Source organism: Microbacterium sp. PAMC22086, from assembly GCF_019443525.1.
GTDB classification, from domain to species: domain Bacteria; phylum Actinomycetota; class Actinomycetes; order Actinomycetales; family Microbacteriaceae; genus Microbacterium; species Microbacterium maritypicum.
This window is the reverse complement of record NZ_CP080380.1, coordinates 1,419,756-1,433,623: the sequence shown is the minus strand read 5'-3', so window position 1 is coordinate 1,433,623 and position 13,868 is coordinate 1,419,756. Positions and strand designations below refer to the sequence as shown.

Annotated in this window: 16 protein-coding genes and 1 tRNA gene; 1 reads left to right on the top strand and 16 read right to left on the bottom strand. The window is 69.1% G+C overall.

Annotated features, from left to right (window positions below; all coding sequences use genetic code 11):
• Nucleotides 1-7: 7 nt before the first annotated feature.
• The 13 genes from KY497_RS07230 to mpaB (KY497_RS07185) all read right to left on the bottom strand — a co-directional run bounded on the left by KY497_RS07230 (nucleotide 8) and on the right by mpaB (KY497_RS07185) (nucleotide 10,718).
• Complete coding sequence (locus KY497_RS07230) at nucleotides 8-898, bottom strand: rhodanese-related sulfurtransferase (RefSeq protein WP_219870176.1); 891 nt, start codon at nucleotides 896-898, stop codon at nucleotides 8-10.
• A 63-nt stretch (nucleotides 899-961) separates the two neighbouring features.
• A complete protein-coding gene (locus KY497_RS07225; protein WP_219870175.1) occupies nucleotides 962-1,696 on the bottom strand; it encodes a hypothetical protein in 735 nt (244 codons plus the stop codon).
• Nucleotides 1,693-2,421 (bottom strand): ABC transporter permease, encoded by a 729-nt coding sequence (locus tag KY497_RS07220; protein WP_219870174.1) that lies wholly within the window; start codon nucleotides 2,419-2,421, stop codon nucleotides 1,693-1,695. The genes KY497_RS07225 and KY497_RS07220 overlap by 4 nt, the downstream gene beginning before the upstream one ends.
• Nucleotides 2,418-3,134 carry an ATP-binding cassette domain-containing protein gene (locus KY497_RS07215; RefSeq protein WP_055874017.1) on the bottom strand — a complete coding sequence of 239 codons (717 nt, stop codon included), beginning with the start codon at nucleotides 3,132-3,134 and terminating at the stop codon, nucleotides 2,418-2,420. The genes KY497_RS07220 and KY497_RS07215 overlap by 4 nt, the downstream gene beginning before the upstream one ends.
• Nucleotides 3,115-4,821: a daptide biosynthesis intramembrane metalloprotease gene (gene mpaP / locus KY497_RS07210; RefSeq protein WP_219870173.1), complete on the bottom strand. Its 1,707-nt coding sequence runs from the start codon at nucleotides 4,819-4,821 to the stop codon at nucleotides 3,115-3,117. The genes KY497_RS07215 and mpaP overlap by 20 nt, the downstream gene beginning before the upstream one ends.
• On the bottom strand, nucleotides 4,808-5,635 hold the full coding sequence (mpaM, locus tag KY497_RS07205; protein WP_218682704.1) for a daptide-type RiPP biosynthesis methyltransferase: 828 nt from the start codon (nucleotides 5,633-5,635) through the stop codon (nucleotides 4,808-4,810). The genes mpaP and mpaM overlap by 14 nt, the downstream gene beginning before the upstream one ends.
• Before the next feature lie 63 nt (nucleotides 5,636-5,698).
• Nucleotides 5,699-5,818, bottom strand: a complete 120-nt coding sequence (mpaA3, locus tag KY497_RS16890) for an MpaA3 family daptide-type RiPP (protein ID WP_017829101.1) — start codon at nucleotides 5,816-5,818, stop codon at nucleotides 5,699-5,701.
• A 36-nt stretch (nucleotides 5,819-5,854) separates the two neighbouring features.
• A complete protein-coding gene (mpaA2, locus tag KY497_RS16665; RefSeq protein WP_255162400.1) occupies nucleotides 5,855-5,980 on the bottom strand; it encodes an MpaA2 family daptide-type RiPP in 126 nt (41 codons plus the stop codon).
• Between the two features lie 40 nt (nucleotides 5,981-6,020).
• Nucleotides 6,021-6,155 carry an MpaA1 family daptide-type RiPP gene (gene mpaA1 / locus KY497_RS16660; protein ID WP_017829103.1) on the bottom strand — a complete coding sequence of 45 codons (135 nt, stop codon included), beginning with the start codon at nucleotides 6,153-6,155 and terminating at the stop codon, nucleotides 6,021-6,023.
• A complete protein-coding gene (gene mpaC / locus KY497_RS07200; RefSeq protein WP_219870172.1) occupies nucleotides 6,156-7,346 on the bottom strand; it encodes a daptide-type RiPP biosynthesis dehydogenase in 1,191 nt (396 codons plus the stop codon). It abuts the gene before it with no gap.
• The gene (mpaD, locus tag KY497_RS07195) at nucleotides 7,343-8,602 is read right to left on the bottom strand and encodes a daptide-type RiPP biosynthesis aminotransferase (protein ID WP_219870171.1); all 1,260 of its coding nucleotides are present in this window, start codon (nucleotides 8,600-8,602) and stop codon (nucleotides 7,343-7,345) included. Before mpaD ends, mpaC begins: the two co-directional genes overlap by 4 nt.
• Nucleotides 8,599-9,648, bottom strand: a complete 1,050-nt coding sequence (mpaB, locus tag KY497_RS07190) for a daptide biosynthesis RiPP recognition protein (protein ID WP_219870170.1) — start codon at nucleotides 9,646-9,648, stop codon at nucleotides 8,599-8,601. Before mpaB (KY497_RS07190) ends, mpaD begins: the two co-directional genes overlap by 4 nt.
• Nucleotides 9,648-10,718: a daptide biosynthesis RiPP recognition protein gene (mpaB, locus tag KY497_RS07185; protein ID WP_219870169.1), complete on the bottom strand. Its 1,071-nt coding sequence runs from the start codon at nucleotides 10,716-10,718 to the stop codon at nucleotides 9,648-9,650. Before mpaB (KY497_RS07185) ends, mpaB (KY497_RS07190) begins: the two co-directional genes overlap by 1 nt.
• A gap of 173 nt (nucleotides 10,719-10,891) precedes the next feature.
• Between mpaB (KY497_RS07185) and KY497_RS07180 the strand changes: the two genes are divergently transcribed.
• Nucleotides 10,892-10,979: transfer RNA gene (locus KY497_RS07180), tRNA-Ser, on the top strand.
• 112 nt (nucleotides 10,980-11,091) lie between these two features.
• On the opposite strand, the gene KY497_RS07175 is transcribed toward KY497_RS07180, so the two are convergent.
• Genes KY497_RS07175 through KY497_RS07165 form a run of 3 tightly spaced genes read right to left on the bottom strand, consistent with a single transcriptional unit; the run spans nucleotide 11,092 to nucleotide 13,785 of the window.
• Nucleotides 11,092-11,694, bottom strand: coding sequence for a GNAT family N-acetyltransferase (locus KY497_RS07175; RefSeq protein WP_141385806.1), 603 nt, complete (start codon nucleotides 11,692-11,694; stop codon nucleotides 11,092-11,094).
• 29 nt (nucleotides 11,695-11,723) lie between these two features.
• A complete protein-coding gene (locus tag KY497_RS07170; RefSeq protein WP_258185945.1) occupies nucleotides 11,724-12,353 on the bottom strand; it encodes a phosphatase PAP2 family protein in 630 nt (209 codons plus the stop codon).
• Nucleotides 12,354-12,384: 31 nt separating this feature from the next.
• On the bottom strand, nucleotides 12,385-13,785 hold the full coding sequence (locus KY497_RS07165; RefSeq protein WP_219870168.1) for a multidrug effflux MFS transporter: 1,401 nt from the start codon (nucleotides 13,783-13,785) through the stop codon (nucleotides 12,385-12,387).
• Between the last annotated feature and the right edge of the window lie 83 nt (nucleotides 13,786-13,868).

The window sequence follows — 13,868 nt, the reverse complement described above, 5'->3', positions numbered from 1 at the left end:
GTGCGGGTCAGGCGGCGTGGGCGGTGCAGGGGACCGCGACGCAGTCCTCGCACACGACGAATTGCGAGCGGCACGACGGATCGGGACAGTTGGCGGTGCGCTTGGTCGCGGCCCCGCATCCGACGCATTCTCCGATGACCGCGGCGTGGTCGGAGAAGTCGACGGAGCCGCGGCCGTCGAAGACGTACAGGGAACCGTCCCAGAGGCCGTCGTCGCCGTACTTCTCGCCGTATCGGACGATGCCGCCCTCGAGCTGGTAGACCTCACCGAAGCCACGGGCCGTCATCAGGCTCGACAGCACCTCGCAGCGGATGCCGCCGGTGCAGTAGGTCACGACCGGCTTGCCCTTGAGGTCGTCGTAGACGCCCGAGTCGAGGAGCTCGACGAAGTCTCTGGTGGTCTCGGTGTCGGGCACGACCGCGCCGCGGAAGCGCCCGATCTGCGCTTCGAGCGCGTTCCTCCCGTCGAAGAACACCACTTCCTCGCCGCGCTCATCGATCAGACCGTGCAGCTCTTCGGGCGTCAGACGAGTGCCGCCGCCGACGACGCCGTTCTCATCGACGCGCAGCTCCCCCGGTGCACCGAACGACACGATCTCGTCGCGCACCTTGACGCTGAGCTTCGGGAAGTCGACACTGCGCCCTTGGGCATCCACCCCGGTGCCTTCGCTCCATTTGCTGTCGGCGTCGGCGAAGGGCTGGTACGAGCGGAACGACCGCAGCCATTTCTTGAGCGCACCGATGTCGCCCCCGAGGGTGCCGTTGATCCCGTCCTTCGAGATGATCAGACGCCCGCGCAGGCCCAGCGCCTCGCCGATGTCTCGCTGCCAGACGCGGATGGCGTCGGGGTCGGCGAGCGGGGTGAACGCGTAGAAGAGGACGATCTTGGGTGTTGCCACCTAGGGATCCTACGTCGTGGGCCACGGCCGATCCGAACCTGCGCTGACGCACTGTCGAGGCGGCTACGTCACATCGCGCCTCAGGAACGCGAGCGCCCCCGCCAGAAGAGCCGCCACCATCCATCCGGCCGTCACCCCCGCGGCCAGGGAGCCGTCGAGCCGATCGGTCGCTGCGACTCCGAGCGCGCCGATGTCGAGGCGGAAGGCTTCGAGCATCACGAGGGGTGGAAGGTAGACGGCACCCGCTCCCCAGAGCATCGCGAGAAGCACCGGCCCGCTCATCGACAGGGACACGAGGAAGAGAGCCACGAGATGGACCTGCACGACCACTCCCAGTCCCATCCCCCACAGTCCTGCCGCGGCGCCGAGGGCGAGTGTGGATCCGACGGTGGACCACTCCACGGGAATGCCGCCCACGGTGACGGTCAGTGCGAGGTGACCGCCGACCATTCCTGCGAGGGACACGACCGCCCCGCCGACGACGGCGCCGGGTACGCGGACGAGCAGTGTCACCCACCGGGACTGCAGCATCAGGCGCTGAGCGATCACGCCGTCACGCCGGTCGACCGTGTAGCGGAACGAACCGTACACCGCTGCGAGAACCGCGCCGTACATCGCGATCACGGCCGTGAGCGACCCGGCGAGCGCTTCTCTGGCCTCGAGCGGAGCACCCGCGAGGTCAGGTGGGATGCTCATCGCCAGGGAGAGGGACATCAGCAGCGCCGCCACGGTCACCCCGAGGAGAACGATGTCGCCCGCGAAGCTGCGCGCCTGTGCTCGCAGGGCGCGGCCGATCACCCCACCCTCCGGCGTCCTGTGAACCAGGCGACCGCCACGAGCCCTGCGGTCCATGCGAGTCCGACTCCGAGGGCGGGGGCGAACGCGAGCAGCCGGTCCTGGAATCCGGGAACCCCCACGGCGGCGATGGCCAATCCTGGCGAGAACTTCGCCACCTCGGGTGCCGTGCGCAGCAACGCGAACTCGACGACCATCGGCAGAACGAGGACGATGATCGCCGTCGCATAGTAGTTGCGGGTGATCCAGCCGACGGCTCCTCCGATGAGCGCGCCGAGCACCGCACCGGCCATCGCGCCGGCGTACAGCTGCCAGGACTGCAACGACAGAGCGAGTGTCAGCCCGTTCTCGGCCAGGACGAGGAAGATCCCCAGCGTCCAGGTGACGAAGATGCATACGGACAGCGCGATCGCGATGAGCGCCCCGGCGATGAGCTTTCCCGAGAAGGCACGTCGGAAGCCGACCCCGGTGAGGGTTCGCTCCATCGAGGAGTAGTAGTACTCGCGCGTGACCGCGTACGCCCCGACGAACGCTGCGGAGATGACCGACCACGCGAGCGGCTCCAGAAGACGGGAGGTCGCCGTGTGGGAGTCGACCCCGGCGAGGTCGAAGCGCGAGCCGTCGGAGAACAGCACGAACAGCGGCATGAGCAGGGCCACGAGATAGACCGGCAGGACGGAGGGTCCGCTCACCGCGCGCAGCAGCTCACTGCGAATCGCGTTCCTCATGCGGACGCACCGCCGACCAGGTCGAAGTACTTGCTCTCGAGCGAATCGTCGTCGCTGGTGACCAGGTCGCCGAGCCGCCCGGCGAACAGGGCTCGTCCCTTGATGACGACGACCTCATCCACGACCTGTTCCAGTTCGGCGAGCTGATGACTGGAGAGCAGGACGGTGCCCCCGCGTTCGGCGAAGGCGCGCAGGAACCGGCGGAGCCAGCGGATGCCGTCGGGATCCAGACCGTTGGCCGGCTCGTCCAGGACGAGTGTGCGCGGGGAACCCACCAGAGCCGTCGCCAGCCCGAGACGCTGGGCCATGCCCGTCGAGAACGTCTTCACCCGGCGACGGGCATCCGCGGCCAGCCCCACCTCGTCCAGCACCTCGTCGACCCTGCTGCGCGGTGCCCCAGCCGCGAGTCGGCAGATCTCCAGGTGTCTTCTGGCGGAGATGCCCGCTTCGAATCCGAACCCGTCCATGTGGACGCCGACGTGCGATGCGGGGTTGTCGAGGGCCGAGAACGGCACACCGTCGATCAGGCTGTCTCCGCCCGAGGGCCGGAGCAGGCCGACGATCGCTCGCAGAGTCGTCGATTTCCCCGCCCCGTTCGGGCCCAGCAGCCCGACGATCGATCCGCGCGGGACGACGAAGGACAGCTCCTCGACGGCGGTCCGCTGGCCGTACCTCTTCGTGAGTCCGCGCACCTCAATGGCGTAGTCGTTCATTCTCATCCTCTTCCGCTCTCTCGCTCTGCAGGGTCGCCAGTGGCAGCGTCACGCCCGTCGCCCAGAGCGACTGCCACACGTTTCGGACGCCGAGTTCGACGCGTGCCTGCCCCGTCGCAGGCAGTCTCGGGTTCCCGTCGGTGAGATCCACGCCCGCGACGATCACCGCCGGCAGGGTCACACCCTCCGCCGTCACGGGGAAGAGCGCGTCGAGCGGCACCTCCGTCGGTATCGCTCGCGGTCGGGTGACCGTCCCCTCGCCGACCCGCTCATCGGCGAGGATGCCGCTGCTCATCAGCACGACGCGCGCGCCTTCCGGCACTTCCGTCTCGGCGGCGCCGCCGGCGTGCAGGAGGACCACGTGGCCGCCCTGCGCCGAAAAGCCGAGCGTGGCGGTCACCGGTACCGGGATCAGGACTCCTGCGACCCCGATGGTCGAGACCAGTGCGGCGAGGACGGTGAAGAACCGCAGTCGCGACACACCTGACCGGAAGGCGCGGTGCAGTGCCCTCGAGACGAGGACGACGCCGACGACGACCACGACGGCTTCCAGGGCGACCACGAGCAGACCGAGGACCGGTCCGCCGCCGGCGACCGCTCGAGCCGCCCGGCCGACGGCGAACAGCACCAGGACCACCGGAGCGAGCAGGCTCGCCAGGCCGAACGGCACGCTCCACCACGTGTTCAGGCTCTTGGCCGCCTTCTGCCCGCCGAACAGGAAGCGGGTCAGGGAGTTCGCGCCGTCACGAATCGTCCGTGCTCTCAGGTTGGGCTCATCCAGCGCGCTCATGAGGGCGATGTACCCGTCGAACCGCACGAACGGGATCAGGTTGACGAGCACGATGGCAGCGCAGGCGAGCGCGAGAAGCACCAGCGTCTGGCGCACCTCGGTGTCGGGCAGCGCGAGCGCGACGAGAAGGGCCACGGCGGCGACGGCGGCATGCACGGCGGGCCCGGCGAGGGCGATCGCGACGCGTTGCCGGCGATCGGGGAGGCGCCAGCCATCGGTCACGTCGACGAAGAAGGCGGGGGTGAGATAGAAGATCATGAAGCCGGCCCTGCGGGGTCTTCCCCCGAACCTCGTGAGCGTGAGGCCGTGCGCGCCCTCGTGGAGCAGGGTCAGGAGCGAGAGCACGGCGACGAGGATCACGAGGCCGGACAACGGCATGGGCGAGGTAAGCACGCTGCGCAGCTCTCCCGCCTGCAGGATCGCCGCCACGAGCCCGAGGCCGAGCAGCACGGCGACGGTGGCACGGACCGCCCTGCCCGAGAGCGGAACGACCAGATGGTCCACGCGGCCGAACAGGGCAGGCGCTCGAAGCGTCGCGATCTGCAGGGTGAACGGGGGCCGATAGTCCCAGCGGCCAGGTGGCAGCTTCGTGGCTCCGTCGAGGAGTCCGCTCGCGCGGAAGCGAAGCACCAGACCGAGAAAGTTCTCCCACGACTCGGCGGCGGCGAAGCGCATGTGCAGAACGTGAAGCGGGGTCTCGCCGTCCAGCGCCGTCAGCATGTCGACGACCGCGCCCGAGACCCGCGACGAAGGCACGCCGTGCAGCATCACGATCCATGCCGCTTCGTCGATCCCCTTCTCGAAGGCGACGCCGGCGGCCAGGAGCGGACGCGCGTCGGGGGTGAGCGCCGTTGCGGTCTGCGGCGCTCTTCGACGCAGGAAACTAGTCGGAGGCATCGCCAGGTGCCTCTCTCCTGGGTTCCGCGAGCGAAGTCGTGAGGAGGAGGATCTCCACTCCGTGACTCGTGCGCACGGGCGAGACGGCGGGCGGGGCGAAACCGGCCTCCACGACCTCTCGAGAGAGCATCTCCTGGCTGAGCACCTGCAGGCGGCTCGTGAGGACGGTCACCTCCGCGCCGGCCACGAGCTCGGAGGCGCGAACCCAATTGACCACACGCGCCCCGCCGTCATGGTCCAGCTGCTGTGAGAAGAGGTAGGTCTCCTCTCCCTCGGGTCCGGGCACACCGATCTCGTGGTCTCGGGGAACCGCGAGGCTCTCGGCAGCATCGCCGCCGGCGACGGTGAAGGCGAAGACACCTCCATCGGCGAGATGCCGTCGCACGCTCGCGTAGAGGCCGGACCTTCCCGCACGATCGAGCAGCGTGATGGAGGTCGCCCCGATGACGATCAGGTCGTAGTGACGCCCCAGGGAGAAGTCGCGCATGTCCGCGACGACGCAGTCGAGCGAGGCGTGGTCCGGCAGCGCCCGTCGTAGGTGGGAGAGCATGTCGTCGGAGAGATCCATCGCGGTCACCGTCTTGCCCGATCTCACCAGCGGGATCGTCAGCCTCCCGCTCCCCGCCGCGACGTCGAGGATCGGCCCCGCGGAGTCTCTCGCGAGCGCGAGCACTTCGCGGATCTCGGCACGGTCCGCGCCGACGAGCCGCTCGTAGAAGTCGGTGCCGACTCCGGCGTACAGGTCTTGTGCCGTGGGCACCGCGCCGACCGCCTCGAGTCGCGCTGACAGCGCTTCGGTGATCAGGTCTGACATTCGCACATCGCCTCTCCGGGGAACAGGGGGTGCGGGCGTGCGAGATACGCCCGCACCCCGCGGTCAGGTTGCGATCGCTGCCGCTCCGCCGATGATGGCGATGATGTAGCTGGCGTGCTCCCACCATTCGAGCGGTGCGTCGATGTGTTCGAGTTCTGTGAATTCCAGCGATTCCGTCTGCAAGGCGAACCTCCTTTGTCGAGCTTTCGAATGCTGGGCTTAGGTCAAGGCGAGAATTCCGATGATCACGCCCACGGCGAATCCGCGGATGTAGTCATCGGTGTCGTTCAGGGCCTCCATGGCCTCGAGTTCCGTGAACTCGAGCGTCGGCATTGCGGTGTGCATCCTTACCTCCCTTCCGCTTCTCGTGTTCCGCCACCAGAGGTCACGTCGCGGCGGCTGCGCCGATCCCGATGAGAACCAGCGCACCTATCGCGCCCTGATAGAAGCTCTCCCAGCTGGGGGCCTCCATCGTTTCCAGTTCCTGGAACCGGATACTCGTCTCCTCATTTCTGCCCATCTAATTCACCTCCTTCGAAAGCACGGTCGATGGTCGGCGATCTGCGCCGACCGGCTCAGGGCTCCAGCACGATTCGCGGAGCAGATCACGGAAGTCGCCCGCGGTGAGACCGGGGAGCATCGGCTGGCGATTTCCCCATGCCGCTTCGGTGGCGGCGGAGATGCGGTCCACGTCATGAGCGCTCGGCTCGGGCGGACGCGGAATCCCCCAGCGGTCGAGGAGCGCAGCGATCCCGGCGGGCGGTTCGACGGGCAATGTCGTTCCGATCGACGCCCGCGCCCAGAACCCCTCCAGGCTCCTCCGATCGCCCCAGCGCGTGTCTCCCGAGCAGATTCGTCGCCAGACCGCGGCGATGACCGCCGCCGTGGCGACGATCTTGCGGACCTGCAGCAGAAAGGCCACTTCGTTCGCCACATACCAATGACGGGCACTGTAGGGATCCCACCCTCTGAGCGCGGCGCTGCGCTGGGTCGCGGCACTCAGTCGCGCGATGCGGAGCCTTCCCGCCGCCGAGTCGGGGTCGCGGGTCGCCGCGTCGATGAGCGCTCGGCCGAGGGCGACGGCGTCGCGGTTCCCTCTGGCGCTTCTCCGCGCGCTCGTCGAGGCGCCCGCCAGACGGAGGAACGCCTCCAGCGCTCCCTCCCTCACGGCTTCGGGCGTGAGGGAGGTGAGGTTGCAGGGATCGATGATCGCGTGCCGTGGTCTCAGGGCGTGCCCCACGATGAGTCGGTGACCGCGGTCGGTCGTGAGGATGCCGACGCTGTTCGTCTCGGACGACGTGCCCAGCGTCGTCGGCACGGCGATGATGTCCACAGCCGGCAGGGCGTCGGGCAGGAACGTGAGCGCCGACCTCGACGCATGCCCGATCGCGTAGTCGAACACGCGCCCGCGGGCGAGCGCCAGTGCGGCGATCTTGCTGGCGTCGAGCACGGTTCCTCCGCCGACGGCCACGATGACGCTCGGCGACCGGTGGACGATCTCCTGCGCCATCGTGACGACGGCTGCCACGTTCACCGCGGGTGCGTCGATCGTCATCGTTCTCGCCGAGTGGCCCTCCAGGAAGGGGGCCGCGACAGCCGCGTCCGCCACCACGAGAGTCTCGCGGCCCGCCGTGAGGCGCTCCATCATCTGCCGGGCGATCCCTTCTCCGTGCCACAGGGTGGGAACTCGACCAGCGAAGTCCGAGGTCATGCGGATGCCTCCTGCGCCTGAGCCAGCCCTGAGCGGATGGCTGCGCCCACCTCATGCAGCTCGTCCGCGGTGAACCCGTAGGCGGGAATCAGCTCGATCGAGCTGGGACCGGGCTGCACCAGGACGCCGTTGCGCGCGATGGCCGCGACGACGCGGAGCACCTCCGCCCCGGAGAGCGGGGCCTGATCCTCGGCGCGAAGCCCGAGCCCGACGAAGCACCCCCTTCCGGTGATCTCCGTGACCACGCCGTCCGACAGCAACGACGTCGCCAACTCCCCCAGCCCGGCTCCCAGCGCCCGGGTGGTCGATTCCACATCGATGCGGCGCAGTTCCTCGATCACCGCGATGATGGCCGCCGCGCAGGCCGGGGTCCCCGCCTGCGTCTCGCCGTGGACGAACGTCCAGCCCCCACGGACGAATTCGGAAGCGACCCGGTCACCCACCAGGAGCGCCGCGGCGCCCATCGCGCCGTTCGTCAGTGCCTTGGAGAGGATCAGGACGTCCGGTGCCGCCGCCCAGGTGTCGGTGGCGAGCATCGTCCCGGTGCGGCCGAACCCCGTGGCGACCTCATCGGCGACGATCAGGAAGCCGTACTCCTCCCTGAGGGCGAGGAGGCGATCGATGAACGCTTCCGACAGTGCGTACGCGCCGCTGCCGAGGACAGGTTCCACGACGACCGACGCCACCCTGGATCCTTCCCGCTTGAGCAGCCTCTCCAGCTCTTCGCCGTCGTCACTGTGAGAGACGTGTCTCACCGCTCTGCGGTCGACGAAGTAGGCGGATTGGAGGAGGTCGTCTCCGCTCAGGGCATGACTTCCGTACATCGTGCCGTGATAGCCGCCTCTGAGGCCGACCACGATCGAACGGGACCCGCCCGTCTTCTGCGACCAGTACTGGCGTGCGAGCTTCATCGCGGCGTCATTCGCCGCCCCGCCGGACGTGGAGAAGATGACGCGGCGGTAGCGGCTCGGGTCCGCCAATTCGATGAGGGCTTCCGCCGCGTCTTGCGCGTACCGATGGGGCGCTCTGAACAACGACAGGTACGAGGCGTCACGCGTGGCCTTGTCCACCGCGTCGGCGACCGCCAAGTTCCCGAAGCCGAGTGGAACGTTCCACAAACCGCTCGTCGCGCACAGACGTGTGGATCCGTCAGCGAACTCGATGCGGTTCCCTGCCGCGCCGACGGCCACGCGGTCGTGCGTGAAGATCTCGTCCGCGGGGAGCATCGACGTCCACAGCGCGTGCGGCAGGCTCACCCTTCGACCCCCGCGGTTCGGAAGCGCGCATCGGCGGGCGTGCCTACGTGGACGCTGAGCGCCGTGCGGGCTTCGCGGCACAGGGCGCGGGCGTCGGGTGTCGCGATGCCGAGCCGTCGAGCCACGCGGTCGGCCGCGACCTCGGTCGAACGGGAGGTCTGCGTGGCGGCGACGACGACGGCCGTCGACTCCGACAGCAGTTGGCGGCGCAGGGATCCGATGTCCGCGAGCAGGAAACCGTCGTCGGTGTCGAGCAGGAACGGATCCGTGGCCAGCGGTTCGGCGTCGGCGCGCCCGTCATCGATGAGCGACCAGCCGAAGCCGGAGATCTTGGCGGTCGCAGTCTCCAGCCGGAGCATCTTGATGAGGTCCGTTGCTCCGAGGTATCGCGCGATCCACTCGCGACTCGCCAGGTCGGCTGCGAGCACATCACGGGGCACGACGCCTCCCAGTGCCGCAGCACCGGGCAGCGGAACCGTGAGCAGCGCCTCGAGATCGGCGGTGCTGCCGAGGATCTCGCCCTGCAGGCCCAGGCTGACCGCGCCGTCCGGGCTCAGTCTGAGAGCGCTCGGGGCCTCCAGCCCATCCGGCCTCACCAGCGCAGCGCGATCGGCGAGAAGCACCCGCGGATCGGTCAACGCCGAGGGGAAGACTCCGGTGCGGCGCGCGAGTTCCGCATCGTCGAGGAAGGCTCGCCAGCTGGTCTCATCGAAGAAGCGGACGGCGGTGGGACCGATGATCTGCACGAACGCCGCCGCGACGTAGTCCTGGAGCTCGACGCCGCGTTCGCCGAAGAAGAGCTCGTCGCCGACCTCGCGCAGCGCGCCGCTGTACCGGGCGGTGCCGGCCGGCCCGTCATACGGCGCGCTCTCCGCCGGCAACAGGACCACGTCGTCGTGACCGGCCACGTCGTCGAGGTCGCTGACGTCTGCTCCGTCCTCGAGGAGGAAGATCCGGGAGTGCTCCGTATGCTCGCCGGTGATCCACTCGCGCAGCGCCCTGGCGCCGAAGAGCTCCGGCTGAGCAGCGTGGTCGTCGTCTCGCATCAGAGGCCTTCGTCCCGGCTCGCGGCCACGTCGAGACCCGCCGCTGCCAGGTCGCCGCGGACCTCCTGCACCACGGGAGCGACGCTGCTCGCGCGTCTGTCGAGCTCAGCAGCGAGCAGGGACACCGCCGCCGACTCGTCTCCCGTCGCGATCAGGCATTCGGCCGCACGCGCGGCGTCGATGCCGAGGCGGAACCGACGACGAGTCACGGGATCCACCAGCAGATACTCGTCATCGCCGCCGGTCAGTAGGAACGGCGCGTCGGCGGATACGACGCCCAGGAGCGCGGGGAGTTCGTCGAGCGCGCGCACGAGGTGCCCACCGAACCCCGAGATCGCCGGACGCGCCGGGATCCCGTCCCACTGACGCAGTATCTCGAGCGCCGCCACGTACCGCGCGAGCCACCGTCTGTCGTCGAGGTCGGCCTCGAACATGCCGCGGTCGACGATGCGCGCGAAGGCCCGCCCTCGGCCCGCGCCGTCGACGGCGCGGGCCTCGACGTCCGCACGCTCATCTCCGACCTCCCCGATAACGAGTCCGTCGGGGCCGTCCCGGTACTCGCCGTCTGCGCTCACGTGGACCCGCACGAGAGCGTCCGGCTCGTGGTCGGTCCCGACGAAGGAGACGAGGGAGTCGATGAGAACGGCGCTGCTCAGCAGCTGCTCGACGAAGACGCCGGATTCCCTCGCCGTGTCGGCGTCGCTGAAGAAGGCGGCCACGCCGTCCGCGCTGCACTGCCGGAGGACGGTGGGCCCGACGATCGACACGAAGGGAACGGCGACGTACTCCTGCAGTTCGAGCGTCTGCCTGCCGTCGAGGGTCAGCTGGTCACCGGGCCTGCAGAAGCGCCCGTCGTATTCGACGACTCGCGGATCGCTCCGCACGGCCGTCCCCGCCGGGGTGAAGACGACGTCCCCCGCCCTGCTCCCGCTCAGCACCGCCTCGTGGTGCGTGCCGGATTCCAGGAAGAACACCGCTCCCTCGACGAACCCGCGCCGTGCGCTCACATACTGCTCGAAAGCCGTCGCGGTGCGGTGGCCGCTTCGTGTCGCCGTCGAACTCGCCTGCATGCTTCCCCCAGAGAAACGTCGTATCACGATAGAAGGCGATACGTCCTCACATGAGGCTATCCAGGCGGCAGGTGACGTGCAATATTTCACATCCGGGGGTGCCGGAGGCCAGGGTGTCGGCGATCTGTCCTGTCGCACGCCCGGCATCGGATAGGATGGACAGGTTGTTCCTTGGTGACGTGTCCGAGCGGCCGAAGGAGCACGCTTGGAAAGCGTGTGTTGTGCAAGCAACCGCGGGTTCGAATCCCGCCGTCACCGCCAAACAAGAAGAGAGCCCCCGCTGGTGCGGGGGCTCTCTTCTTGTTGATGGGGCGTTGGGGACTCGGAAGGGGAGAGCACCGGGGCCCGCCCTCGCCGCCGGAATCGCGAGGGCTCAGCCGTCGAAGCGCACGCCGTAGATCTGACCACCCGGCTCCGCCGGCAGGCGCGTCATCCCGAGCCGCTCGTAGAAGGCGGCGGCACCGGCATTGTTCGGGTCGATCCCCAGGTGCAGCCCGCGCACCCCGCGCCGGGTCAGCTCGGCGAACAGCGTCTCGATGAGCTGGCGACCCAGACCCTGCCCCTGTGTCTCGGGAAGCAGGTCGATGTGCAGGTGGGCCGGGTGATCCCCGACGTTCGGCTCGATGCCGGCGGCACGGCTGTATCCGTAGTCGATCATCCGATCCTCCCGCGTGGCCACCTCCACCGGCCGGGGGTGGCGTCCCTCGAGCGTCGGCCACCACTCCTCACGGAACCAGGTGTAGAAAGCGTCGGTGTCGTCCGTCGCCACGATGTAGCCGATCGTGCGCTCGTCGTCGCTCTCGACCACCCACGCGAGATCGGGATGACGCTCGGCGTAGGGCACCGCGAACAGGTCGCCCCACAGCGAATCGTCCGACAGCACACCGGTCGCATCCGCCCCGGCATCCGCCGTCTTCACGCAGATCTCGTACAGCGCGGCACGATCGGTGGGGCGGTACGGACGAATGCGGGACACGGCGACTCCTCGGGAGGGAACGGGTCCTGTCAGCCTATCGGCGCCTCGACCGCGACTCTGTTGCGCTGCACCCACGGGAGCAGCCAGGCGGCGAGCACCAGCACGACACCGGCGCCGACCAGCGCACCGCCGAGGGTGTCGGTCGCCCAGTGTACCGAGAGGAAGGTGCGCGAGAGGGCCATCGCGAGCACCCATGCCGCCCCGACGATCGCGACCCAGACCCGCGGGAAGAGCACCCAGAGCACGAGCGCGATCGTCGCGGCGTTCGCGGTGTGACCGGAAGGGAACGAGCCGTAGTCGCTCACCACCAGCATGTCGTCGGGCCGCGCACGCCCGAAGAGCTGCTTGAGCAGCTGCACACCGGCGGCACTCGCGGCGAAGCAGAGAGCGGCGAACAGCGCACCGCGCCACCGCCGTGCGATCACGAGCACCAGGATCGTCAGCAGCGGTACTCCGAGGATGGCGACCCAGCCACCACCGACCCAGTTCAGCGCGAGGGCGAAGTCGACCATCCAGTCCGCACGGGCCCCGGCGATCGTGTCGTTCCACCACCGATCGAACCCGGAGGTCGCCGGGTAGGCGAACTCGACCACGGCACCCAGCACCGTCGCGAGCGCGAGGAGGCCCACTCCCCACCACAGCAGCATCCGCCTGTTCATCGTCCCATTCTGTCGGACGATGCCTGAACACTCATGGAGCGAGCATCCCGACCGTGCGCGGACGCACGACGAACCAGAGCGACAGGATGCCGATCGCGGCGCATCCGACCATGACGGAGGCCATGGTCGTCGCGGTGATCCCGGCGTCGTGCGAGAGCCATCCGACGACGGGCGAGATGAGGCCGGCGACGCCGAAGTTCGTCGCACCGATGATGGACGCCGCGGTTCCTGCGGCTTTTCCGTGACGGTCGAGCGCCAGCACCTGCACGTTCGGGAACGTGAATCCGCACGCGGTCATGAACACGAACAGCGGGATCACCGTGCCCCACAACCCGAGGCCGAGCTGATCGGTGACGATGATCGCGACTCCGGCGAGCAGCAGCACCGCGGTCGAGTAGGCCATGACCCACTGCGGCCCGAAGCGCGCGGCGAGTCGGGACGCGGTCTGCACGCCGAAGACGACACCGAGCGAGTTCACGGCGAACAGCAGACCGTACTGCTGCGCATCGAGTCCGTGCGTCACCTGGAACAGGAACGGCGATGCCGACAGGTAGGAGAACAGGCCGGAGAAGGTCATCCCGCCGATCACGAGCACGCCGAGGAACACCCGGTCCGAGAGCACGGAGCGGTACCGCTGCAGCATGGTCGCCCCTCCCCGGCCCTGGCGACGTGCGACGGGCAGGGTCTCCGGGATGAACAGGATCGTCGACAGCAGCATCACCACGCCGTAGGCGGCGAGCACGCCGAAGATCCCACGCCAGGGCATGAGCGTGAGCAGCCACGAGCCGATCAGGGGCGCGATGACCGGAGCCACACCCGAGACCAGGGCGAGGCGGGAGAGCATGACGACCAGTCGCCGCCCGCCGAACAGGTCGCGCACGATCGCCATGGCCACGACGCCACCGGCCGCCGCTCCCACGCCCATGAGCACGCGGGCGACGCTGAGCAGTCCGAGGTCCGGCGCGAAGGCCGCCCCGACGCTGGCGAGCACGTGCAGCGCGGTGACCGCGATGAGCGGCACCCGACGCCCGACCTTGTCACTGAGCGGTCCGACCACGAGCTGACCGAGCGCGAACCCGATCATCGTCCCGGTCAGGGTCAGCTGGATCGCGGCGGCCGTGGTCTGGAAGACCTCCTCCAGCACCGGGAACGCCGGGAGGTACAGGTCGATCGTGAACGGGCCGAGAGCCGTGAGCGCGCCGAGCAGGATGATGTACAGCGTCCGGCGGCCGAGGGAGATCGCATCTCCGGGGTGCAGCATGACCGGAGCGGTCGCGGGGTTCGCGCCGAGTGTGCGGATCGCGCCGGTCGCGCTCGGGATGCGGATGCTTCCCGTCGCGGTGCGCTCCGGCTGCGGGGCCTGTTGCGCGTCGGCAGCGGAATCGTCCGCCTTCACGACGGGGAGGGAATCAGTGCGGGGAGCGTCGGACACGACGTCCTTCCAGAGTTCGGGGGGATACATGGGTCGAATCGATTCGACCTGGGGAAGCCCCTATGTTACCGCCGCTCTGCCCT

What these genes read in the sequence shown, in the direction of transcription:
- KY497_RS07220 (WP_219870174.1), bottom strand. Translation starts at nt 2,421, where the DNA reads ATGAGGAACGCGATTCGCAGTGAGCTGCTGCGCGCGGTGAGCGGACCC.
- mpaB (WP_219870169.1), bottom strand. Translation starts at nt 10,718, where the DNA reads ATGCAGGCGAGTTCGACGGCGACACGAAGCGGCCACCGCACCGCGACG.
- mpaM (WP_218682704.1), bottom strand. Translation starts at nt 5,635, where the DNA reads ATGTCAGACCTGATCACCGAAGCGCTGTCAGCGCGACTCGAGGCGGTC.
- mpaC (WP_219870172.1), bottom strand. Translation starts at nt 7,346, where the DNA reads ATGACCTCGGACTTCGCTGGTCGAGTTCCCACCCTGTGGCACGGAGAA.
- mpaP (WP_219870173.1), bottom strand. Translation starts at nt 4,821, where the DNA reads ATGCCTCCGACTAGTTTCCTGCGTCGAAGAGCGCCGCAGACCGCAACG.
- mpaB (WP_219870170.1), bottom strand. Translation starts at nt 9,648, where the DNA reads ATGCGAGACGACGACCACGCTGCTCAGCCGGAGCTCTTCGGCGCCAGG.
- mpaA2 (WP_255162400.1), bottom strand. Translation starts at nt 5,980, where the DNA reads ATGCACACCGCAATGCCGACGCTCGAGTTCACGGAACTCGAGGCCATG.
- KY497_RS07170 (WP_258185945.1), bottom strand. Translation starts at nt 12,353, where the DNA reads ATGAACAGGCGGATGCTGCTGTGGTGGGGAGTGGGCCTCCTCGCGCTC.
- mpaA1 (WP_017829103.1), bottom strand. Translation starts at nt 6,155, where the DNA reads ATGGGCAGAAATGAGGAGACGAGTATCCGGTTCCAGGAACTGGAAACG.
- KY497_RS07215 (WP_055874017.1), bottom strand. Translation starts at nt 3,134, where the DNA reads ATGAACGACTACGCCATTGAGGTGCGCGGACTCACGAAGAGGTACGGC.